This is a genomic window from Hafnia sp. CBA7124 (assembly GCF_002355555.1).
GTDB classification, from domain to species: domain Bacteria; phylum Pseudomonadota; class Gammaproteobacteria; order Enterobacterales; family Enterobacteriaceae; genus Hafnia; species Hafnia alvei.
The window spans coordinates 4,160,434-4,182,271 of sequence record NZ_AP017469.1 but is presented as its reverse complement, the minus strand read 5'-3'; the positions used below and the strand labels follow the sequence as shown (position 1 = coordinate 4,182,271).

20 protein-coding genes are annotated in these 21,838 nt (G+C 50.5%); 11 read left to right on the top strand and 9 right to left on the bottom strand.

Annotated features, from left to right (window positions below):
- The first annotated feature begins 169 nt into the window (after positions 1-169).
- Positions 170-1,390, top strand: coding sequence for an aspartate aminotransferase family protein (locus tag CPY98_RS19020; RefSeq protein ID WP_096388601.1), 1,221 nt, complete (start codon positions 170-172; stop codon positions 1,388-1,390).
- On the opposite strand, the gene CPY98_RS19015 is transcribed toward CPY98_RS19020, so the two are convergent.
- Positions 1,387-3,465: a YccS/YhfK family putative transporter gene (locus CPY98_RS19015; protein ID WP_025799248.1), complete on the bottom strand. Its 2,079-nt coding sequence runs from the start codon at positions 3,463-3,465 to the stop codon at positions 1,387-1,389. The two genes, CPY98_RS19020 and CPY98_RS19015, sit on opposite strands and share 4 nt — an antisense overlap.
- 43 nt (positions 3,466-3,508) lie before the next feature.
- The gene (crp, locus tag CPY98_RS19010; protein ID WP_004090925.1) at positions 3,509-4,141 is read right to left on the bottom strand and encodes a cAMP-activated global transcriptional regulator CRP; all 633 of its coding nucleotides are present in this window, start codon (positions 4,139-4,141) and stop codon (positions 3,509-3,511) included.
- A 329-nt stretch (positions 4,142-4,470) separates the two neighbouring features.
- Between crp and CPY98_RS19005 the strand changes: the two genes are divergently transcribed.
- Complete coding sequence (locus CPY98_RS19005) at positions 4,471-4,878, top strand: OsmC family protein (protein ID WP_025799244.1); 408 nt, start codon at positions 4,471-4,473, stop codon at positions 4,876-4,878.
- Between the two features lie 5 nt (positions 4,879-4,883).
- On the opposite strand, the gene CPY98_RS19000 is transcribed toward CPY98_RS19005, so the two are convergent.
- Complete coding sequence (locus CPY98_RS19000) at positions 4,884-5,795, bottom strand: LysR substrate-binding domain-containing protein (RefSeq protein ID WP_046448809.1); 912 nt, start codon at positions 5,793-5,795, stop codon at positions 4,884-4,886.
- 191 nt (positions 5,796-5,986) lie between these two features.
- Between CPY98_RS19000 and CPY98_RS18995 the strand changes: the two genes are divergently transcribed.
- Together CPY98_RS18995 and CPY98_RS18990 are read left to right on the top strand one after the other, a co-directional pair.
- On the top strand, positions 5,987-7,192 hold the full coding sequence (locus tag CPY98_RS18995; RefSeq protein ID WP_046448808.1) for an MFS transporter: 1,206 nt from the start codon (positions 5,987-5,989) through the stop codon (positions 7,190-7,192).
- A gap of 15 nt (positions 7,193-7,207) precedes the next feature.
- Positions 7,208-8,389, top strand: a complete 1,182-nt coding sequence (locus CPY98_RS18990; protein WP_096388600.1) for an amidohydrolase — start codon at positions 7,208-7,210, stop codon at positions 8,387-8,389.
- 9 nt (positions 8,390-8,398) lie between these two features.
- On the opposite strand, the gene CPY98_RS18985 is transcribed toward CPY98_RS18990, so the two are convergent.
- The 4 genes from CPY98_RS18985 to CPY98_RS18970 form a co-directional block, all read right to left on the bottom strand.
- Positions 8,399-9,268 (bottom strand): phosphoribulokinase, encoded by an 870-nt coding sequence (locus CPY98_RS18985; protein WP_025799235.1) that lies wholly within the window; start codon positions 9,266-9,268, stop codon positions 8,399-8,401.
- 35 nt (positions 9,269-9,303) lie between these two features.
- Positions 9,304-11,163: a DUF4153 domain-containing protein gene (locus CPY98_RS18980; RefSeq protein WP_096388599.1), complete on the bottom strand. Its 1,860-nt coding sequence runs from the start codon at positions 11,161-11,163 to the stop codon at positions 9,304-9,306.
- 104 nt (positions 11,164-11,267) lie between these two features.
- On the bottom strand, positions 11,268-11,504 hold the full coding sequence (locus CPY98_RS18975) for a YheU family protein (protein ID WP_043489396.1): 237 nt from the start codon (positions 11,502-11,504) through the stop codon (positions 11,268-11,270).
- Positions 11,501-12,481, bottom strand: a complete 981-nt coding sequence (locus CPY98_RS18970) for a hydrolase (RefSeq protein ID WP_096388782.1) — start codon at positions 12,479-12,481, stop codon at positions 11,501-11,503. Before CPY98_RS18970 ends, CPY98_RS18975 begins: the two co-directional genes overlap by 4 nt.
- 98 nt (positions 12,482-12,579) lie before the next feature.
- Between CPY98_RS18970 and CPY98_RS18965 the strand changes: the two genes are divergently transcribed.
- The 5 genes from CPY98_RS18965 (at position 12,580) to tauD (ending at position 16,892) form a co-directional block, all read left to right on the top strand.
- Positions 12,580-13,185 carry a LysE family translocator gene (locus tag CPY98_RS18965; protein WP_046448805.1) on the top strand — a complete coding sequence of 202 codons (606 nt, stop codon included), beginning with the start codon at positions 12,580-12,582 and terminating at the stop codon, positions 13,183-13,185.
- Between the two features lie 213 nt (positions 13,186-13,398).
- Positions 13,399-14,397 (top strand): taurine ABC transporter substrate-binding protein, encoded by a 999-nt coding sequence (gene tauA / locus CPY98_RS18960; protein WP_046448804.1) that lies wholly within the window; start codon positions 13,399-13,401, stop codon positions 14,395-14,397.
- 10 nt (positions 14,398-14,407) lie between these two features.
- Positions 14,408-15,190: a taurine ABC transporter ATP-binding subunit gene (tauB, locus tag CPY98_RS18955; protein ID WP_046448803.1), complete on the top strand. Its 783-nt coding sequence runs from the start codon at positions 14,408-14,410 to the stop codon at positions 15,188-15,190.
- Positions 15,187-16,032: a taurine ABC transporter permease TauC gene (tauC, locus tag CPY98_RS18950; RefSeq protein ID WP_096388598.1), complete on the top strand. Its 846-nt coding sequence runs from the start codon at positions 15,187-15,189 to the stop codon at positions 16,030-16,032. Before tauB ends, tauC begins: the two co-directional genes overlap by 4 nt.
- A complete protein-coding gene (gene tauD, locus CPY98_RS18945) occupies positions 16,029-16,892 on the top strand; it encodes a taurine dioxygenase (RefSeq protein ID WP_043489389.1) in 864 nt (287 codons plus the stop codon). Before tauC ends, tauD begins: the two co-directional genes overlap by 4 nt.
- Positions 16,893-16,962: 70 nt before the next feature.
- On the opposite strand, the gene CPY98_RS18940 is transcribed toward tauD, so the two are convergent.
- Entirely contained in the window at positions 16,963-17,115 is a 153-nt protein-coding gene (locus tag CPY98_RS18940; RefSeq protein ID WP_025799218.1) for a Hok/Gef family protein, read from the bottom strand.
- Positions 17,116-17,386: 271 nt separating this feature from the next.
- Complete coding sequence (locus CPY98_RS18935; protein ID WP_096388597.1) at positions 17,387-19,315, bottom strand: ABC transporter ATP-binding protein; 1,929 nt, start codon at positions 19,313-19,315, stop codon at positions 17,387-17,389.
- A 151-nt stretch (positions 19,316-19,466) separates the two neighbouring features.
- On the opposite strand from CPY98_RS18935, the gene kefG reads away from it, so the two are divergent.
- The gene (gene kefG, locus CPY98_RS18930) at positions 19,467-20,021 is read left to right on the top strand and encodes a glutathione-regulated potassium-efflux system ancillary protein KefG (protein ID WP_096388596.1); all 555 of its coding nucleotides are present in this window, start codon (positions 19,467-19,469) and stop codon (positions 20,019-20,021) included.
- Positions 20,018-21,832 (top strand): glutathione-regulated potassium-efflux system protein KefB, encoded by a 1,815-nt coding sequence (gene kefB, locus CPY98_RS18925; protein ID WP_096388595.1) that lies wholly within the window; start codon positions 20,018-20,020, stop codon positions 21,830-21,832. The genes kefG and kefB overlap by 4 nt, the downstream gene beginning before the upstream one ends.
- Positions 21,833-21,838: the final 6 nt, after the last annotated feature.

Genomic DNA, 21,838 nt, shown 5'->3' with positions numbered 1-21,838 from the left:
GCTGAATCTTAGTCTCAACTTTAACCGCTGTTATTGAGTGGGGAGGTTTTAGCAAAACAAACGCAAATTACGGTTGCCATAAAGTGATTTGTTATGCATATTTTATGATTATATTTTCATTTAATGGCTGGCAAATCGTTGTTGGCGATGTGAATAAGGTGGAAAAGTAATGGCGAAGCAGCAGGCAGTTGCAAGAGACACATTTGAAAAGGTGATGTTGCCTATCTATGCACCGGCAGATTTCGTTCCCGTGCGCGGTAAAGGGAGCCGAGTGTGGGATCAGCAAGGGCGAGAGTATGTGGATTTTGCGGGGGGGATTGCCGTGACGGCCTTAGGGCATTGCCATCCTGCGCTGGTTGCTGCACTGCATGAGCAAGGCGAAAAGCTGTGGCATGTAAGTAATGTTTTCACCAATGAGCCTGCGCTACGTCTGGCACAAAAGCTGATTGATGCCACCTTTGCCGAGCGTGTCTTCTTTGCAAACTCCGGCGCGGAGGCAAACGAAGCGGCGTTCAAACTGGCTCGCTACTATGCCTCTAGCAAAATTAGCCCTTTTAAATCCAAAATTATTGCCTTCCACCATGCGTTTCATGGCCGTACCTTATTTACGGTTTCCGTCGGTGGTCAGCCAAAATATTCCGACGGCTTTGGCCCGAAACCCGCCGATATTGTGCATGTGCCATTTAATGATTTAGACGCCGTTCGCGCCGTTATCGACGATCATACCTGTGCAGTGGTGCTTGAGCCCGTTCAGGGCGAGGGCGGCGTGATGCCCGCGACGCAAAGCTTCTTACAAGGCGTACGTGAACTTTGCGATCGGCATCAGGCGCTGTTAGTTTTCGATGAAGTACAAAGCGGCATGGGCCGAACCGGTAAACTCTTTACCTACATGCACTACGGCGTGACGCCGGATATTCTCACCACCGCCAAAGCGCTGGGGGGCGGTTTTCCGATTAGCGCCATGTTAACAACTCATGAAATTGCCAGCGCAATGCAGGTGGGCACTCACGGAACCACCTATGGCGGTAATCCCCTGGCCTGTGCGGTTGCAGAGGCGGCTTTAGACGTGATCAATACACCTGAGGTGATGGCGGGAATTGAAGAGCGCCACGGCCTGTTTGTGGAGGCCCTAGAGAAGATCAATACCCAGTACAATATCTTCACTCAGGTGCGTGGAATGGGGCTGTTGCTGGGCGCTGAACTGAGCCCTGCCTATCACGGTAAGGCGCGAGATATCTTGCATGCCGCCGCGAGTGAAGGACTTATGCTGCTGAACGCGGGACCGGATATTTTGCGCTTTGCGCCCTCGTTGGTTATCGAGTTTGCCGATATCCATGAGGGCATGGCACGGCTGGAAAAAGCGATTGCCAAAGTCGTGGGTGGCAATTAATCCCTGAGTTTACGGCTCATCCAAATCCCGTGATGTGGCCGTTGCCGCCATGCTATCGACGAAATGGTATGCATGGCGCGTAAGTGCGCAATGATGCGTCGAAGATGCACTTCAATTTGCGTAACGGGCATACCGTTAGTTTCTTGATCGTCAGACTGAAATACGGCGGCGTTGTCATTGAGCGTTGGACCATCATGTTCCAAACGTTGCTGACAAAGCTGCAACGCAATTTCGCAACGCTGTAAATAATCCTGTGCCAGATTCTCGGTGAGCATGTAGTGGTCGCGTGCGAGGATCGTCATGGCATTGAGATGCTCAACGATAAACTGACTGTGGGTGATCCACAGGCGCATATCCGTTAAGTAACGTGAGTCAAATCCCGGTTCCTGCATCGCCTGATTCAGCGAAGTAAAGACGGCATTGTGTGCCTGATTCACTTTCATACGCGCATAGGCCAGCGCGGACGTTTTTGGCTCAGGCGACAGTAAAAGGCGCAGTTCGTCTTGGTAGGCCTCCAATGCCTGATGTGCATTTTTGCGCAGCAAGCCGCTTTGCCACTGTGGCCACAGCCAGATGGTGCTGGCAAAGGCAAGAATACAACCGAGAACCGTATCGATGAGGCGCGGAACCAAGAAATGTAATCCGTTAAGCTGTAACAGCTGAAGCGTGTACACCGCCGTGATGGTGAAACCGATCACGGCCAGACCGTAGTTTTTCCTGAGCACCAAATAAGCCGCGATGGTAATTACCAGCATGCAGCTAAGCGTGACGTTCAACGGTAGGTTGAGCTGCAGTAGTCCTGCGGCAACAATTAACCCAACAAAGGTGCCTAGCGCACGGTGCTGGATCCTAACGCGCGTCGCGTTATAGCCATTCTGAATCACCAACATGATGGTCAGCAAAACCCAATAGGGCTTTGGCAGATGGAATAACATGCCGAGGCTACTGCCCGCAGCCAGCGTAATACCTAATCGTGCGGCGTTGCGCAGTGCTACCGACTTCAACGAAAGATAGGCGCGCAGCGCAGGCCAGAAGGGAAGCCGCTGCTGAGTGGACATCAGATTGCGTTGATATAGTGGGCGTTGGCGCTCTAGCAGGCGAGCCACACGGCTAAAATGATAATAACAGAATTTGCCAACGGGGTTATCTGGGTGCTGATTAGACAGTTTTTCTAGCGCCGATAGCTCATTATCCATCGAGAAATGTTGGGGATAACGGTGATACAAAATATCGTCGGCAACCGTTTTAAGTCGCTCGGTAATGACCTGAGCATTGCGGCGTAATATCGCCTCGGCCTGACTTTTTTCGACCAGCTTCTGCACTTCATCAGGCTGAGACAGGCTAACGGTGATGTGTTCTTGCAAGTCTAATGCGACCTGAAAATAGCGCAGCAGGCGTTTGTATTCAGGATTATGCACCAACGATAGCATGTGCATTTGCTGATAGATCTGAGCAATAAGATCCATCACTTTTTGCTGGCGTTGTAGCAACGGAGGCAGCGCGGTTTCAGGATCGATATGCTGAGTTAGCAGGCTGTATTTGGCTTCCATGTAGTCGCCAAGCTGAACGTAGAGCTGGCTGAGGTTCTCGCGGATCGGTTGCCCTTTCCACAGCAGAAACCAAAACCAGGTGAAAGCGCCATACCAAATAGTGCCGACAATATACAGCAGTGGCCCATGCCAGATCGGTACGCTTCCCGCCATGCTCAGGGTAAAAATAGAGGCAACCAGCGCGGCAGGCATAAGCCGTGCGTGTAGCGGGCTAATTTCACCGTTAACGCCAAGCAACAAGGCTAAACCGAGCATGATCAGCGGTAGGGGAATTTGCCAGAGTAAGCATTGCTGTAGCAGAAAACTGCTGAAGGCAAATAAGCTGCCGCCAACGACTAATCGTTTAATAAAGCGTTTATGCGGAGTATCGAGCCCGGCGATATTGCAGCAGGCGGGAACTAAAGAGAACATCAGCCCAAGTTGTAGATTACCTATCAACAGGCCGAATAGCACAGGAAGACACAGCACCAGCGTTTGACGCAGTGCGTAGTTGACTTCCGGGTGGTAGATGAACCGCCGCCACATAGCTAAAGAAACCCGTGCAGCAGGGCTACACGGGCGTCATCTATCAGCGAGTGCCGTAAACGACGATGGTTTTTCCGTGTGCGGAGATCAGATTTTGATCTTCCAGCATCTTCAGAATACGACCAACGGTTTCACGGGAGCAGCCAACGATCTGGCCAATTTCCTGACGAGTGATCTTGATCTGCATACCATCTGGATGAGTCATGGCATCTGGCTGTTTGGCCAGATTCAGCAGGGTCTGAGCGATACGACCGGTTACGTCCAAGAATGCAAGGTTGCCGACTTTTTCAGAGGTAACCTGTAAACGGCTAGCCATCTGAGCAGACAGGCGCATCAGAATATCTGGATTGACCTGAATGAGCTGGCGGAACTTCTTGTAAGAAATTTCAGCCACTTCACAGGCGGTTTTTGCACGAACCCAGGCGCTACGTTCTTGCCCTTCCTCAAATAAGCCTAGTTCACCAATGAAATCGCCCTGATTGAGATAAGAAAGGATCATTTCTTTGCCTTCTTCATCTTTAATCAATACAGCAACGGAGCCCTTAACGATGTAGTACAGGGTTTCAGCCTTTTCACCTTGGTGGATCAGGGTACTTTTGGACGGATACTTGTGGATATGGCAATGAGACAAGAACCATTCAAGAGTCGGGTCTGTTTGCGGTTTGCCGAGAACCATTCGCTATTATCCTCTGTTGTTATCGCTGCCCTAATATCGGGATACTGATCCTGACAGTGTGCTTATCGTGGCACGGGGCTTTGCTTATTAACTTGTATAGCACTTCATAATCGAGATATAGAGTAATAGGCTAAGGTAATTATTTCCTAGAGTTATTGATCTATACCCGTTTCAATCCATAAAGATCCATTTCGGCATAGTTTGTAGCACAGCTTTGTGCAGGTGTCTTGTGTTGTCTCGCTTCAGCATCAAGAAGTGAGGCCTCTGATTGCCTGTTTTTTATAGAAAGCGTAGTCTGATGCCAAAATTTAACCAAAGGGGTGATAAACATGCAGGCACGAGTGAAATGGGTTGAAGGGATGACTTTTCTGGGTGAATCCGCTTCAGGGCATCAAATTCTTATGGATGGAAACGCTGGCGATAAAGCACCAAGCCCAATGGAAATGGTGCTGATGTCTGCGGGTGGATGCAGCGCGATTGACGTGGTTTCTATTTTACAGAAAGGGCGACTGGACGTGCGCGACTGTGAAGTAAAATTAACCTCTGAGCGCCGCGAAGAAGCCCCTCGTTTGTTTACTCACATCAATCTGCATTTCGTGGTTACCGGCAAAGGACTGACTGATAAAGCCGTTGAACGCGCAGTCGCCTTATCGGCCGAGAAGTATTGCTCGGTAGCGCTGATGTTGGGTCAAGCGGTGAATATTACTCACAGCTTTGAAACTATCGTGGTTGAGTAACGTTTTTACTCCCAAGCATAGTTTTGGCATTCCCAACGTAATAAATCCAAGAATCGCCGCGCCGTTAAGGTCAGCGGCGATTTTTGTGAATAGAACACGCAATACTGGGCGGTGGGTAAATCGTCGATAGGCAATGCACAGAGCGTATTGCCTAATCCCAGCGGTTCCCGCATCGCCCGGGCCACGATGGTGAGGTATTGTGCCTGTTGCACCATGCTTAATCCGCACACCACGGAGTCCGTTCGGATCGGTGATTGACTAAGCTGGTGGTAAAAATTCCCCATGGCTGATTCTAGCTGCTGGTAGTAGCCCATATCGGTTTCAGGTATCAGCCATTTTGCGTGCTTCAGCTCTTCTAACGATTTAGCCTGAGAAAATGGGTTGTCGCGGTGAGCGATAATGCAAAAGGGCGATTCAAATAGCGGCTCACGTACCAGATCTATTGGCGTAGTTTCGACTGTTAGCGTGCCGATGGCAAAATCGAGTCGCCCTTCACGCAAGGCCGGTAGAAGCGTCGAGAGCTGCGCTTCTTTGGCGTGTATATTGGCCTGTGGAAACTGAGACTTAAAGGTATCAGCGGCCTGAGGAAACACGGTTAGCGCAATCAGCGATGAAAAGCCTACAGACACTGAACCTTGAGAATATTGGCTTATCTGCTCAATTTCATCTGCCGCTCGCTGTAATTCTTCCAAAATAAGCTGCGAGCGTGCCGCAAACGCGCTTCCTGTTTCAGTCAGCATCATTCCTTTAGCTCCACGCAAGATAAGCTGCGTATTCAGCGTATGTTCCAATTCTTTGATCGCTCTGCTTATTGCAGGCTGTGACTGGTTTAACGCGCGCGCGGCGGCGCGAATACTTCCTCGACGAATCACTTCCTGAAACGTTTTTAGCTGCTGAATTTTTGGCAGATATTTCACCGCGCTTCCCCTATCAATAAAAAGCATCACCCCAAAAAAAATGACATCTTACACGGTGTGGGTAAAGACGATATTTTCATCAATGCCATCTGGCGCGCAGTTAATAAAAAGAAAGTGATGCACATCACATAAGCACCCCTATGCGTTTGAGCCTCTGTCAGGGTTGACGCCGTTCAGCGAGGAGTTTGGCTATGCAATTTCAGCGCCGTTCATTGATGATTTTCTTATTGTTTATCGGCTACGCAATCGTTTATATCGACAAAACCGTGGTGGGGTTTGCTCTGTTGCCTATCGAGCGGGAGTTTTCCCTCCAGCCTGAGCAATTAGGCTATATCACCGGCGTTTTTTTTCTCGCCTATTCCATTTTTCAGATCCCCGCCGGTTGGCTGAACGATCGCTTTGGATTCAAAAAAGTCTTGTGTAGCTCACTCTTTCTGCTGGGTGGGTTTGCCATGTGCTTCGGCTGGCTGGGGCTCACTTTTGGTTTATTGCTGACGTTTCGTTTTCTGGCGGGAATGGGACATGCGGGCTATCCGACCTCCTGTGCGAAAGCGGTGACGGCAAATTTCACCGTTGAACAGCGCACTTTTGCGCAGTCTATTCTGCTGTCCTCGGCGGGGCTGGCGATGACGTTAGGCCCGTTGGTGGCGGTATATTGTCTTGAACATATTGGCTGGCGCGGGTCTTTTGCTTCGTTGGGTATTTTGGCCTTTATCATCTCGGGCTGCATTTTGTGGCTGGTGCCAAATCCACAGAAGGCATGGCCAACATCTTCTACCCAGCAGAAAAGCGGGCCTTATCGCCAGCTGCTGAAAAGCCCTATCGTTATTTTGCTGTTTATCGCCATTTTTTGTTTGAACATTCCGTCCTACGGCCTGATGGCATGGCTGCCTAAATTCTTGGTGCAAAACCGTGGGCTGCCGTTGGGCGTATCCAGCTTAGTGGCCGCGGCGGGCGGTCTGGGGATGTGGATTTCGTCTTTGTGCACCGGCTATTTCGTTGGCAAATACATGCAGGGTAAAGAGCACAAAGTGGTTTGTTCGTGTTCGTTGCTGAGCGCGGTCTGTATTGGGTTGGTTTACGCCACATCTTCGGCTATTTCGGCCAGCCTGTTTTTATTCTTCGGCTATGTGTTCCTCATGGCGTCGTTTGTCACCGTTTTCACTTTACCGATGAAACGTTTACCGACTGACGTCATGGGTGCCGCGATGGGGATTATTAACACCGGTGGCACCTTGGGCGGTTTTGTTGCGCCGATTGCCATGGGGTATCTGGTGAAGATGAGCCAAGGTTATTTTTCAACTTTTGTTTTTCTGGTTGTGGTCATGATTGTCTCTGGGCTGGTGATCCTGCCGCTGGCAGGAAAAACCTATAGCCCAGTTCGTGAAACTGCGTAACAGGGGAGATGTACGATGAAACGTGAACTTGATGCTATGTTGTTATCTGTTATGCCGGATGTTATTCGTTGGCGTCGGCACATTCATGCAAACCCTGAACTCTCCTTCCAAGAGCAGAAAACAGCCGACTATATTGCCGAAGAACTGTCTCATGTAGAGAACATTTCGATATCGCGCCCGACGAATAACAGCGTGGTGGTTGATTTAGTCGGGGCATTGAGTGGCCCTCGCTATGCGCTACGTGCTGATATTGATGCATTGCCGATTCAGGAAGAGAGCGTAGAGCCTTTTGCCTCAACGCATTCTGGTGTGATGCACGCATGCGGACATGATTCACATGCGGCCATGTTGATGGGGGCGGTCAGTGTTTTAGCTCAATGTCACCACCAATTACGTGGGCAGGTGCGCTTTATATTTCAGCACGCCGAGGAAGTTCCGCCCGGTGGCGCACAAGAGCTGATTAAACTCGGTGTTTTAGACGGCGTGGACATGATTTTTGGTTTGCACGTCATGCCGAACTTCCCAACGGGCGTCGTGGGCTGGAAATCGGGGGTGTTTTGCGCATCCAGCGACAACTTTGATATCACCATCAAAGGAAAAGGCGGCCATGGCTCTATGCCGCAGCTGTGTATCGATCCGGTGGTCATTGGCGCTGAGGTGGTGACTGCGCTGCAAAATATTGTCGCCCGTAAAATCGATCCTTTGCAGACACCGGTATTAACCGTAGCGACGTTTAAATCAGAGGGCGGCTACAACGTGATCCCGCAAACGGCTGCTTTGGCAGGCACTTTACGCACCCATGTGGCGAGCGTGCGCGAGAAAGTACCGCAGCTGGTTGAGCAAACCGTTGCCGGAATTACGCAGGCGCACGGCGCGGATTATGATATTCGCTGGACGCGAGGCTATACCATCGGCAATAACGACGTTGAGGCGAGCCGGATTGCGCGCGAAGTTATTGAACAGCAACTCGGAAAAGAAAGCGTGCTTGAAATGCCTGCGCCGATGTTTGGCGGCGAGGACTTCTCTTTTTATCTGGAAAAAGTACCGGGCTGTTTTCTGTTTATCGGCAGCGGGAATGAAGATTTGGGTGCGGTTTATGGCGTCCACAATCCAAAATTTAAATTGGATGAGGACGCTATGCGTATCGGCTTGAAGCTACATCTGGGCTTTATTCAGTATCTATTAATGGCTGAATAACCCGCGCGGTTATTCGATTTTTTTCCCTTCGATCAGGCGCTGCACCAGCGGCGTCATGATCAACTCCATCGCCAGCCCCATTTTTCCACCGGGAACCACTAACGTGTTGATGTGTGAAATAAACGACCCTTGCAGCATCGCTAATAGATAAGGGAAATCAATGTTGTCTAAGCCCTGAAAATGGATCACGACGAAACTTTCATCGGAGGAAGGGATCGCTTTGGCGGCAAAAGGATTAGAAGTATCAACCGTCGGCACGCGCTGGAAGTTAATGTGGGTGCGAGAGAACTGCGGCGTAATGTAGGTGATGTAATCTTCCATTGAACGCACCACCGAATCCATCACGGCTTCACGTGAATGGCCGCGCTCGCCGGTGTCTCGTACTAATTTTTGGATCCACTCCAGATTGACGATCGGCACCACGCCCACTAGTAAATCGACATGCTGCGCCACGTTATGCTGCTGGGTGACGACGCCGCCGTGTAGCCCTTCGTAAAAGAGCACGTCGGTAGGTTCTGGCAGTGCTTCCCACGGGGTAAACGTACCCGGAACCTGATTGTAGGGAACGGCTTCATCGTAGGTATGCAGATATTTACGGGAACGCCCGCGGCCATGCTGGCCGTATTCAAGAAAGCTTTGTTCTAGAAAAGAAAAATCATTGGCCTCTGGGCCAAAATAGCTGATATGTCGGCCTTGTTCGCGAGCTTTGCGAATAGCCGCGTCCATTTCTGGCCGCGTGTAACGGTGAAAACTGTCGCCTTCCAATTCAGCGGCTTTCAGATGAAATTGCTGAAAGATTTTGCGGAAGGCGACGCTGGTGGTGGTGGTACCGGCACCACTGGAGCCGGTTACTGCAATAATTGGGTGTTTGGCTGACATAGGTAACACGGCTCCAATAATTAGGGATTAACGGTTTATCTTAAACCGTAATAGTTCATCTCTATGGTTTTATCCTGAATCTGGATATCGCTCCACTCTTTTGGCTTTGTTTTTAATTGGCCATTCAAGATGAGGCTTTTGAGCTTAGCGCTATCAGACTTGTTTTGAGCTAAATACTCGTCAAAATCCATTCTGCTAATCACGACCCATTTCCCCTCACTTAGGGCATAAACTTGGCAGAATGGCGCTTGAGGAGCGCTGAAACTGCACAGGATAGGTTCTGGCTTTCCATCGGCATTGAGATCCAACGTTGTTAAAACGCAGCTATTGGCTAGCAGATAGCAATCACTCATGCGCTCTGCCTGATAGTTATTTTCTGATAGCGATGCCCACCAACTGGAATCTGGCGGCGTTACGCCTGTTGCTAGCAGTATGTTTTTACGCGCGCGCTCCACCGTAAATATCGCGGTTTTTTGTTTATTGTCATCATCGTCATAACCCCCCCAGCGATTGGTCTGTATCAGTATTTTTTCCAGATTTAATTTCCGGGCGGGATCGCTGATAAATTTGGCATCATGGCGTAGTGCTTGAAGTGCATCGTTGCCTCGGCGGCCTGCGTCAAACCGCAGCATGATGAGATCCAGATTATCCGGTAATATTTTGCCAGTGGCATAACGCTGCATTTGATCGTTCACGCTAATGCGATACGGATCGATGATGGGCGAATTGCACAGAATGAGAATAGCCGCGATCAGGCACATCATCTTTTTGTTGATATTGCCCAGCGAGTGAAGCCAGATCGTGTTTTTGCGTACTACGGCAGTTGCATAGGCAAGGCTCAGACAAAGCGACAAACCAACGACGACAGCAGCCCATAGCCGCTCGGGTGTCCAGCCGTATTGCACGATCCGTAGGCCTAAATAATACGTGGACAATATCGCGTAGATGGGCAAAGCAAGCAGGGAGCCGTTGATGATATAGCGAATGATTTTGGGATAGGGTTTTTGCTCAGCATTATCAGCGCTAAGGTATACCGCATTGACCAACAGAGCTAATAGCAGAGACATGGTGGTCAGCAGCGTAGTGGCTGACGACCACTGCTTGGCTAAGGTGTTTATTCCTGTAAACGGCAGACTGAAGATAAAAATCAGCGCGAAAAACGACAGTAGAGGAAGCAAGCCTTTCACCACCAGAGAGAGTAGCTTGCGTACCGTGATGATTAACTTTGAGTTGGTTCGACAGATTAGAACGCCGATGGCGAGAACTAAGCTATTGGCAAGGTAGGTGAATATTTGGTGCTCAAAGAAAAGATTGTAAAAGAAATCAATACCAATCAATTTGAAGAGGCCTGCGCCCAGCGACAAAATCCCCCACATCAAACCCGCAATAAGCAGGGTTAATACTACGGTGATGGTATTTTGCCAAATAGCGTCGTGCAAATCAGGATAGTTGACTGGCGAGTTTGGGTTTTCTATTCGCACCTGCAGCCATGGCAGTGTAACAAAGATAATCGCGGCAAGAGAAAAATAAAATGTCGCTAAAATGCCGGTTCCATAATCTCTTAGACCAACATCGTTCCAATTTACCCACGTTGTCATGGCGATAAAAACCACGGCGTAGGCAAGCAGTGCTTTCCAGAGCGTTTTGTTGCGTAATGTATTCACCGACAAGACGAACACTAAAGGTAGAGATAGTGATAATACCAGCACATACAGCAGTGTGGTTTTATGGCTTAGCCTCCACTCTTGAGTGCTAAAGTCGTTGCTTAGGTAGAGTAATGCACCCTGTATGAGGCAGGTGATAATAATCAATATGCGAGTGTTGAATGGTAACTCAGAGGGCGATATTTTAGATTCTGAACTACGTTGGGTGACGTGTTGTGAAAGTAGAGACATCCATGCTTCTCCTGATTGTTTAAGCGCCGTTTTTGACATCAAACCAGCCAAAATATTTGGATGCCTTTACTTAATATTGGTTTTATTAAACGGGTGTTTAAAGGTTACTCATACTCTTCCGGTGTATCTCGGAACTGCCCTTTGGGCATGATATTCACCGTTTCATGTAGCTCTGACCACACCAAAACGGCCTCACCATTTTTTAGCTGTCGGCGTACGTCCTCAACCTTTTGCGTCAATGACTTTTCATGCACGCCATAGTCGGTGCCTTCGCGCAGAACGAAGGATTCGATCAAACTATCCAGCGTATCTGCGGCTAAATTCTCCCAAGGGATAATCACTGCGTGTTCTCCAAAAATGGGGTTAACCAAGAGGGGATGCGTTGTTCTAACCACATCTGAGGTTTGTTAAAACTGCCACCGATGAAGCCAACGTGTCCACCAAATTCGGTGAGCTGATATTCAATATTAGGCGGTAAATCTTCCTGCCGTGGGATCACTTCCGGTGTCATAAACGGATCGTCTTTAGAATGGATGATGAGCAGCGGCACGGTGATTTTTGGCAGCAGCGGTAGGGCGCTACAGCGACGGTAGTAGTCCGTGGCGTTATCAAATCCGTGGATACGTGAGGTAATTACATCATCGAAATCGCGAATGCGTTTTAAGCCTTTCAGCGTTTTTAAGTTCAACGGTAAGGTGTTTGGGTAGCGTTCGAGCTTACGCTGGGCGTTCTGCTTTAGCTGGCCTAAGAGATAACTTTGATAAACGCGCGAAAAGCCTTGTTCTAGCCGATATGAGCAAGGCTCTAACATCAGCGGGGCGGACACAATGACGGCGGCATTGAGCGTGGCATTGGCGCCTTCTTGGCCTAAATAGTAAGCCAGCATATTGCCGCCGAGTGAAATACCCACCGCGGCAGTGGGTGCCTCGCCGTAAGTTTCGCGTAGCCAGTTGAGGAAGAAGCGAGCATCTTCGGTCTCACCTGAATGGTAGATGCGGTTCATTTTATTTGGCTCGCCGCTACAGCCGCGAAAATGCATCACTACGCCCAGCCATCCGGCTTCTTTCCATGCGTGCAGCAAACCATGTGCATAGGGGCTGTAGAAACTCCCTTCTAAACCATGGAACAGCACCACTCGCGGCTTATGCTGCGCCTGCTCTGGTGGCTCACTCCACGCTAAGTCAATAAAGTCGCCGTCGGGTAAGGCTAAGCGCTGCCAATGTGGCTGTAGCAACGGCTTGCGGCGGAATAGCCTTGGCAAAATGGTTTGCAGGTGCGGATTACTTATTCCGCGCATAGGAGAGAATTGATTATTCATAAGGTGATTAATTTTCATGTCATCGTTCTTGTGCGATCAATATCACACTGATAGCTTCAAGGTCACGACAAACATAAAGGGGTGGGAGTGCCCAACAAATGGAACTTGGTCTATTTCTTTCAATGCTAGGGTTTTTGTGGGTAGCGGCGATCACGCCTGGGCCAAATAATATGCTGCTGACCTCGTCGGGGGCGAACTTTGGCTTTATGCGTTCGGTGCCGTTGATGTTGGGTATTATGCTTGGAATGCAGTCGCTGCTGCTTTTAGTGGCGTTTGGTGTTGGTAGCCTGCTGCTGATTTACCCTACGTTGCATACCGCCCTAAAAATATTGGGTAGCTTATATCTGCTGTACATCGCTTGGAAAATAGCGACCTCCAGCTATGAAAAGCTTGACCCTACCGCGGTAAAAGTCAAAAAGCCGGTTAACTGGTACCAAGGCTGGTTGCTTCAATTTTTAAATCCCAAAGCATGGCTGATGGGATTAGGCGCCGTCGCCAGTTTCAGCCTGTCTGGCTCTGAATATAACCATTCTATTATTGCGATCAGCATCGCAATGTTCTTAGTCAATTTAGTCTCCGGCATTATTTGGCTAGGTTTTGGCACTGTGATTGGCCGCTTGCTGAACAGCCGTCGCGCCTGGTTTACGTTCAATATCTCCATGGGACTGCTAACAGCAGCCTGCGTCTTGCTTATTTGGCACTGATTTTGACGTCTCCAGTTCGCTGGAGACGTGCTTATTTCTTCGTTGTATACCGTCAATAGCATTGACACTAGTCGCTCAGACATCAAATTTCAATTATCTCTATTTGGAATAAAAAATACTTTTTTATTCCTTCTTAACTAAATCTTGCTCAGCTAAAACTGTGTTCAACGCGGGGCATTGTGCTCCTGACACCGAAAATAAGCGGAGCAGATGATGGCGAACAAACCCTTTTCTTTACGTAGCGTGGCTGCGTTTCTCACCCTCTCGTTAGCCGCCACGAGTGCCTATGCACTTGATGTGACCGTGGCGTATCAAACTTCTGCGGAACCGGCCAAAGTGGCACAGGCGGATAACGCCTTTGCCAAAGCCTCAGGCGCGAAGGTGGATTGGCGCAAGTTTGATAGCGGTTCAAGCGTAGTGAAAGCCTTAGCTTCCGGCGACGTGCAGATTGGCAATATCGGATCTAGCCCGTTGGCCGCTGCGGTGAGCCAAGGACTACCCATTGAAGTTTTCCTGTTGGCCTCGCAGTTGGGGAACTCAGAAGCGCTAGTGGTGAAAAAAGAGATTAAATCCCCGCAGGATCTTATCGGGAAGCGTATTGCCGTTCCTTTCGTTTCAACCACGCACTACAGCCTGCTTGCAGCGCTTAAGCATTGGGGGATCAAACCCGATCAGCTCACCATTTTAAACCTTCAGCCACCGGCGATTGCGGCGGCATGGCAGCGCGGTGATATTGATGGCGCTTATGTTTGGGCACCTGCCGTTAACGAATTGGCGAAAACCGGTAGCGTGTTAACCGACTCAGAACAGGTCGGCAAATGGGGCGCACCGACGCTGGACGTATGGGTAGTACGTAAAGATTTCGCGCAGCAGCATCCCGATGTTGTAACGGCGTTTGCGCGCACGACGTTAGCGGCACAGAAGGCCTATCTGGCTGCGCCAGAGCAGTGGCTGCAAGACGGACAGAACGTCGACAAGCTCTCCAAGCTGAGCGGCGTACCGCAAGATCAGGTTCCGGGGTTAGTGAAGGGAAACCGCTATCTGCCCGTTGCCGAGCAGGTTAATGAACTGGGCCAGCCGGTTGATAAAGCCATTCATGATACCGCCGTGTTTTTACAGCAGCAGGGCAAAATTCCTCAGGTGGCAGCAGATTATCGTAGCTTCGTGAATAACCAGTTTGTGAAGCAAGTGCAGGCTGAGCCTCAGGCATAAGGAGTTACCCATGCTGTCAGTGAATCATCTCAGTGCTTCCTATGATGGAAAACCTGTTCTGGAAGACGTCTCATTACAAATCGCGAGTGGACAACTGGTGGTGGTGCTCGGGCCGTCTGGGTGTGGAAAAACCACGTTGTTGAATCTGGTGGCGGGATTTAGCCAGCCAGATTCGGGTTCGATAACGCTGTCCGGTCGCGAAGTTACAGGGCCAAGCGCTGAGCGTGGCGTGGTATTTCAAAATGAAGGCCTACTGCCGTGGCGAAATGTTTTAGCTAACGTGGTATTTGGTTTGCAGCTACAAGGTGTGGCACGCGATGAGCGAAACGCTATTGCGCTACGGATGCTGCGCTTGGTTGGGCTGGAAGGTTATGAACGGCACTTTATCTGGCAGCTATCGGGCGGAATGCGCCAGCGAGTAGGTATCGCCCGTGCGCTGGCGGCAAATCCTCAACTGCTGTTATTGGATGAACCTTTCGGTGCGCTTGATGCGTTCACGCGTGAGCAAATGCAAGAATTGCTGCTGGGCGTGTGGCGTAAAACGGGTAAACAGATCTTACTGATTACCCATGACATTGAAGAGGCGGTATTTTTGGCCTCTGAACTGATCCTGTTGTCGCCGGGGCCGGGACGCATTGTTGAACGTTTGGCGCTGAATTTTGGCCAGCGCTATGCCGATGGTGAGCCGTGCCGAGCGATTAAATCCGATCCCGCGTTTATTGCGCGCCGGGAATATGTGCTTAGCCGCGTCTTCGAGCAGCGAACACCGCATGCGCAAGGAGTTTGGTCATGAGTCTTCATTCCACGCTGAAGGGTAATACCGCTGATAACGCGCATAAGCTGACCGTATACCAGAAGAAAAGAACTATCCCATCAAACGTGGTCATCAGCGCACTCACGTTGCTGGCCATCTTAGTGGTGTGGTGGGGCGTAACCGCGATGCAGCTTACCAGCCCGCTGTTTCTGCCTGCACCCCAGCAGGTGCTGAAGCAACTGGTAAGCATCAGCACGCAGGGCTTTATGGATGCCACGCTGGGGCAGCATTTAGCCGCTAGCCTGGGACGCATTCTAGTCGCGCTGCTTGCCGCCGTGGTTATTGGCGTTCCGGTGGGAATTGCGATGGGGCTCAATCCTACCGTGCGCGGTATTTTAGACCCCATTATTGAAATCTATCGTCCGGTGCCGCCGTTAGCCTATCTTCCGTTGATGGTTATCTGGTTTGGCATTGGTGAAACATCCAAGATATTGCTGATTTATCTCGCGATTTTTGCGCCGGTCACGCTGGCTGCTGCCGCAGGTGTGCGGAGCGTCGAACAGGTTCGCGTGCGAGCGGCTCAAGCTTTAGGGGCAAACCGCTGGCAGGTGTTGTGGTATGTAGTGCTTCCCAATGCGCTACCTGAGATTTTAACCGGCTTGCGTATCGGGCTCGGCGTGGGTTGGTCTACGCTGGTGGCCGCAGAGCTGATTGCCGCGACGCGCGGTTTAGGATTTATGATTCAGTCCGCCGGTGAATTTTTAGCCACGGATGTCGTTATCGCTGGCATTAGCGTTATTGCGTTGATTGCTTTTGCATTGGAATTGGGCCTGAGAGCCTTGCAGCGCCGCTTAACCCCGTGGCATGGAGTGAAAAAATGAATGAACGTATCGCTATTCAGCCTTTAAGCCCTGCCATTGGTGCAGTCGTTAGCAATATAGACCTCACCCGCCCGCTGAGTGATTCGCAGTTTGAACAGCTCTATCATGCGCTGCTAAAACATCAGGTGTTGTTTGCGCGTGGGCAGGCTATTACGCCGTTACAGCAGCGCGAGCTAGCATCGCGGTTTGGCGATCTGCATATACATCCGGTCTATCCGCATGCGGCGGGCGTGGAGGAGATCATTGAGCTCGACACGCATAACGATAATCCTCCGGACAACGATAACTGGCACACCGACGTGACCTTTATCGAGAATCCTCCGCTGGGCGCGATTTTGGCCGCCAAACGTCTGCCAGAGGTGGGCGGTGATACGCTGTGGTCGAGCGGCATTGCCGCCTTCGAGGCGCTTTCACCTCAGCTCAAGATATTATTGAGTGGCCTGCAAGCCGAGCATGATTTTGAAAAGTCGTTCCCTGAATATAAGCATCTTCGCTCGGAAGAGGAGCACCAGCGCTGGCTGCAGGCAAAACGTCAGCATCCACCGCTGTTGCATCCGGTGGTGCGAACGCATCCGGTGAGCGGGCGTCAGGCGCTATTTGTGAACGAAGGATTTACCACGCGTCTGGTGGGTATCCCTCAGCAGGAAGGCGATGCGCTGTTACAGTTCCTTTTCCAGCATACGACGAAGCCTGAATTCCAAGTTCGCTGGCGTTGGCAGCAAGACGATATCGCGATTTGGGATAACCGCGTGACGCAGCATTATGCCAATGCAGACTATTTGCCTCAGCGGCGAATTATGCATCGAGCGACTATTCTGGGGGATAAGCCGTTTTATCGCAGCGAAACGAAGGGTGCTTAGAGACTGATACACAACAGATTCCAGCCAACGAACGAGGTATTCCTAGTGGAATACCTCGACGTAAGGCCACTTACCGTTTAGATGCGTAGGCTAAAACGGCGGCAACCTCTTTGTTACCGTTTTTGATGTGTATTTCACACAGGTATCCATGTGTGATTCTAATGAACGCCAGAAGTGTTATACAGACGATCAATAGACACCAAATAACAGTTTTTTGTGGCATTTTTTGGTTTTCCTTTTCCTTGTTTTGTAACGGGGAAGAGGCTAACCTCACACTGCTGAGTATGAGGGTTGGCCTCACCTTGATTTTTAATATCAGGTGGGGCTTTTTCCTATCTGCCATACCACTCTATGCTTAAGACAGACAGTCCTAAGCACCCAAGCGCAGAGTAAATGCGCTTTCGGGGGCTTAACAGTGGGTCTATGAGATTATGCGAAGTGGATTCCAGCGAATATTTCATCGCTGGCAATTGATGACAGCCTCTTTGCGAGGCTTATTCGCTTTCAGCCTCAAAGGCTCGGGTCATGACTTCCAGCTTTTCCTGCCCATCTAACCATTCCATTTCAGCTTCTTCGAGCGCGGCCTTGGTTTGATTCTGCTGCTGTAGGCATTCGGTCAGTTCCGCTTTGCGGCTGATATCATACAGTTCGCTATCGGCTAATTTTTCTTCGAGTACGGCTAGCTGAGCGCCCAGTTTTTCCATCTGCTGTTCCATCTTCATGATGTGCTTACGGATTGGCTGAGTTTGGGTGCGGAATTCGGCTGCACGGCGCTTTTGATCTTTGCGCGCCTGAGCGCTGTTTCCGCTAGTTTCGCTTTCGCTTTTATTGGAGTCTTGCTGTGCCTGTTGACGTTGCAGGTCAATCATCCACTGTTGATAATCTTCCAGATCGCCAGCAAACGGCTCAACTTGACCATCGTGTACCAAGTACAGATCGTCGGTCGTTGAACGTAGTAAGTGACGGTCATGGGAAACCACCACCAATGCACCTTCGAAGTCGATGAGGGCTTCGGTCAGCGCTTGGCGCATGTCTAAATCGAGGTGGTTAGTGGGTTCATCGAGCAGCAACAAATTAGGGCGCTGCCAAACAACCAGTGCTAATACCAGGCGTGCTTTTTCTCCACCGGAGAAACGCGCGGTGTGCTCGGTGACTTTATCGCCGCGGAAACCAAAACCGCCTAGATAGTCACGCAGTTGCTGTTCCGTTTCGCGTGGGGCGATGCGGGTAAGATGCTGCAACGGTGATTCATCTGCGCGTAAATATTCCAACTGATGCTGAGCGAAGTAGCCCAGTTTCACGCCCTTGGCTAAACCGATTTCGCCTTTTTGCGGTGCTAGTTCACCCGCCAACAGCTTGATTAGCGTGGATTTACCTGCGCCGTTGCGGCCTAGCAGACCAATGCGAGAGCCGGGAACTAGATTCAGCTTGATGGAATCCAGAATGGTTTTGTCACCGTAGCCAGCGCTCACTTTTTCCATCCGCAGCAATGGGTTTGGCAGGCTTTCTGGCTCGCGGAAGCTGAAGTGGAATGGATTGTCGACGTGAGCTGGCGCAATCAGCTCCATTCGTTCTAGCATTTTCACGCGGCTTTGTGCCTGCTTCGCTTTAGAGGCTTTGGCTTTGAAGCGATCGATGTAGCTTTGCAGATGCGCGACGCTCTGCTGCTGGCTTTCATACATAGATTGTTGCTGTGAAAGCTTAGTGGCGCGTTGCAGTTCAAATGATGAATAGTTGCCGGTGTACTCGAACATCTGTTCTTGCTCGATATGCAAGATTTTGTCGACGATCGGATCGAGGAAATCACGGTCATGGGAGATAAGAATCAGTGTGCCGGTATAGCTTTTCAGCCAGCGTTCTAGCCAAATCACCGCATCTAAGTCGAGGTGGTTAGTGGGCTCATCAAGCAGCAGTAAATCGGAGCGGCAAATTAGCGCTTGTGCAAGGTTAAGGCGCATACGCCAGCCGCCGGAGAAGGATTTTACCGGTTCTTCGAGCTGGCTTTGGCTAAAACCTAAACCGTGTAGCAGGCTGGAAGCGCGAGAGCGGATGGTCCACGCTTGAATGGCGTCCAGCTTGCCATGCACTAATGCGATGGCGTTGCCGTCGTTGCGTTCGTTTGCATCGTTGAGCTCAGACTCTAGCTGGCGGAATTCACGGTCGCCGTCGAGTACATACTCTAAAGCGGGCACGTCGAGTGCAGGGGTTTCTTGATTGACCCACGCCAGCGCCCAGTTACCAGGAAAGTTGAAGCTGCCAGCATCGGCACTCATTTCACCTTTTAACAGCGACAGCAGCGTTGATTTCCCACAGCCATTTTTACCCACCAGACCCACTTTCTGGCCGGGGTTAACCGTTGCACTGGCATTGTCTAGCAGAACGCGGGTACCGCGTCGAATTTGTAGCGATGAGAAAACAATCATAAAGCGCCGTCTATTAGAAATGTGTTAAATTACGGTTGTTTTTGCGTGAACAATAATAAGTTTTCAGAACACGCACACTATTAATTTTAATCTTAGCGCTGCATGGTAGCTGAAATGCTCACCGATGACGACGCTTTGGGGAGGGGAATAGATGTCGCAGCCACCGAAAGTATTGCTGCTGTATGCCCATCCGGAATCACAGGACTCGGTTGCAAACCGAGTTTTACTGCAGCCGGCACAGCAGCTAGAACATGTCACCGTGCACGATCTCTACGCGCACTATCCTGATTTTTTTATTGATATTCACCATGAGCAGAAACTGCTGCGTGAGCATCAAATCATTGTTTTTCAACATCCTCTTTATACCTATAGCTGTCCTGCCTTGTTGAAAGAGTGGCTGGATCGCGTGCTGTCGCGCGGTTTTGCCAGCGGCGTTGGCGGAAATGCTCTGCGCGGAAAATATTGGCGTAGCGTCGTCACAACCGGTGAACCTGAGGGGGCTTATCAAATGGGTGGCTATAACCGTTACACCATGGATGAAGTTTTGCGTCCATTTGAGTTAACGGCAGGCATGTGCCATATGCATTGGATGACGCCGATGGTGGTTTATTGGGCTCGCCGGCTTAAGCCCGACGTTTTGCAAACGCATGCCAAAGCCTACGGGCAATGGTTGGAATCACCTTTGGCGGGAGGCGGTAGTTTATGACTGAAGAGGGCTCACTCTTACCAGCGATACTGCTGTTCCTATTTGCAGCCGTCGTGGCAGTGCCGATTGCGCGGCGGATTGGTATTGGTACCGTGCTGGGTTTTTTGATTGCGGGTATTGCGATTGGTCCGTGGGGGTTAGGGTTTATCCGTGACGTGGATGAGATCCTGCATTTTTCGGAACTGGGTGTTGTATTCCTGCTTTTCATCATTGGCTTAGAGCTTAATCCTAGCAAACTGTGGTCGCTTCGACGCTCGATTTTTGGCGTGGGGGCTGGGCAGGTTTTACTTACCGCAGTCATTCTGGGCGGTTTATTGCTGTTAACGGATTTTTCATGGCAGGCTGCGGTTATTGGTGGAATTGGGTTGGCGATGTCTTCCACCGCGATGGCTTTGCAGATGATGCGCGAGAAGGGAATGAACCGCAACGAAGGCGGTCAGCTCGGATTCTCGGTATTACTGTTTCAAGATATGGCCGTGATCCCTGCGCTGGCGCTAATTCCTGTTTTAGTCGGTTCCAGCAATAAAGATACGGATTGGACGTTTATTGCCATCAAAGTGGGCGCTTTGCTGGGTATGTTGATTGGTGGCCGTTACTTACTGCGACCGATTTTTCGCTATATCGCCGCGACCGGCGTGCGTGAGATTTTCACCGCCGCCGCACTGTTAGTGGTGCTTGGCTCCGCCATGTTCATGGACGCGTTAGGCGTGTCGATGGCGATGGGGACATTTATCGCGGGTGTGCTGTTGGCGGAGAGCGAGTTCCAACATGAATTAGAAATTGCGATTGAACCGTTTAAGGGCCTATTGCTGGGGCTATTTTTCATCTCAGTCGGTATGGCGCTGAATTTGGGGGTTCTCTACACCCATTTACCTGAGGTATTGGCTGGTGTCGCCATTTTGGTGGCAGTAAAAGGCGGCGTGTTATATTCGCTTGCTCGCATAGCCGGCATCCGCCGCTCGGTGCGTATGCAGTTTGCGGCGGTGTTGAGCCAAGGGGGTGAGTTTGCCTTCGTTCTGTTCTCAGCGGCTAGCACGCAAAAATTATTGCAGGGCGATCAGATGGCGCTGCTGCTGGTGATTGTAACGCTTTCAATGGTGACTACGCCGCTGTTAATGCAGTTGGTCGACCGTATTTTAGAGAAACGCTACAACCCGCAGGAAGAGGACGAAGAGGCGCCGTTTGTGGAGGATGATGATCCCCAGGTGATTATCGTCGGCTTCGGACGTTTTGGTCAGGTGATTGGTCGTCTATTGATGGCGAATAAAATGCGGATCACGGTTTTAGAACGTGATGTGAGCGCTGTCAGTATGATGCGTCGCTATGGGTATAAAGTTTATTACGGTGATGCCACTGAGCTTGAACTGCTGCGCGCAGCTGGGGCAGAGAAAGCGGAGGCGATTGTTGTGACCTGTAATGAGCCTGAAGACACCCTTGCCGTGGTGCACTTGTGCCAGCAGCATTTCCCACACTTAAAAATTCTGGCGCGTGCGCGTGGCCGCGTTGAGGCGCATGAATTGTTGATGGCTGGTGTGAATCAATTTAGCCGTGAAACGTTTTCTAGCGCGCTAGAACTGGGGCGTAAGGCGCTGATGGAACTGGGTATGCATCCTCATCAGGCGCATCGGGCACAGCAGCATTTTCGCCGTTTAGATATGCGCATGCTGCGTGAGTTGATGCCGCATCATCAGGGAGATGTGACGCAAATTTCGCGTGTTAAAGAGGCCAGACGCGAACTGGAAGATATTTTTCAGCGCGAGATGCAGCATGAGCGGCGGCAGATGAATGACTGGGACGAAGAAGACCTGTGAAAAGGC

Excerpts from the sequence above, each read along its gene's own strand:
- CPY98_RS18965 (WP_046448805.1), top strand. The coding sequence starts at position 12,580 with ATGGAACTTGGTCTATTTCTTTCAATGCTAGGGTTTTTGTGGGTAGCG.
- CPY98_RS18980 (WP_096388599.1), bottom strand. The coding sequence starts at position 11,163 with ATGTCTCTACTTTCACAACACGTCACCCAACGTAGTTCAGAATCTAAA.
- CPY98_RS18985 (WP_025799235.1), bottom strand. The coding sequence starts at position 9,268 with ATGTCAGCCAAACACCCAATTATTGCAGTAACCGGCTCCAGTGGTGCC.
- CPY98_RS19005 (WP_025799244.1), top strand. The coding sequence starts at position 4,471 with ATGCAGGCACGAGTGAAATGGGTTGAAGGGATGACTTTTCTGGGTGAA.
- CPY98_RS18970 (WP_096388782.1), bottom strand. The coding sequence starts at position 12,481 with ATGAATAATCAATTCTCTCCTATGCGCGGAATAAGTAATCCGCACCTG.
- tauA (WP_046448804.1), top strand. The coding sequence starts at position 13,399 with ATGGCGAACAAACCCTTTTCTTTACGTAGCGTGGCTGCGTTTCTCACC.
- tauC (WP_096388598.1), top strand. The coding sequence starts at position 15,187 with ATGAGTCTTCATTCCACGCTGAAGGGTAATACCGCTGATAACGCGCAT.
- CPY98_RS19015 (WP_025799248.1), bottom strand. The coding sequence starts at position 3,465 with ATGTGGCGGCGGTTCATCTACCACCCGGAAGTCAACTACGCACTGCGT.
- crp (WP_004090925.1), bottom strand. The coding sequence starts at position 4,141 with ATGGTTCTCGGCAAACCGCAAACAGACCCGACTCTTGAATGGTTCTTG.
- CPY98_RS18995 (WP_046448808.1), top strand. The coding sequence starts at position 5,987 with ATGCAATTTCAGCGCCGTTCATTGATGATTTTCTTATTGTTTATCGGC.
- tauB (WP_046448803.1), top strand. The coding sequence starts at position 14,408 with ATGCTGTCAGTGAATCATCTCAGTGCTTCCTATGATGGAAAACCTGTT.
- kefB (WP_096388595.1), top strand. The coding sequence starts at position 20,018 with ATGACTGAAGAGGGCTCACTCTTACCAGCGATACTGCTGTTCCTATTT.
- CPY98_RS18940 (WP_025799218.1), bottom strand. The coding sequence starts at position 17,115 with ATGCCACAAAAAACTGTTATTTGGTGTCTATTGATCGTCTGTATAACA.
- CPY98_RS18935 (WP_096388597.1), bottom strand. The coding sequence starts at position 19,315 with ATGATTGTTTTCTCATCGCTACAAATTCGACGCGGTACCCGCGTTCTG.
- CPY98_RS19020 (WP_096388601.1), top strand. The coding sequence starts at position 170 with ATGGCGAAGCAGCAGGCAGTTGCAAGAGACACATTTGAAAAGGTGATG.
- tauD (WP_043489389.1), top strand. The coding sequence starts at position 16,029 with ATGAATGAACGTATCGCTATTCAGCCTTTAAGCCCTGCCATTGGTGCA.
- kefG (WP_096388596.1), top strand. The coding sequence starts at position 19,467 with ATGTCGCAGCCACCGAAAGTATTGCTGCTGTATGCCCATCCGGAATCA.
- CPY98_RS18990 (WP_096388600.1), top strand. The coding sequence starts at position 7,208 with ATGAAACGTGAACTTGATGCTATGTTGTTATCTGTTATGCCGGATGTT.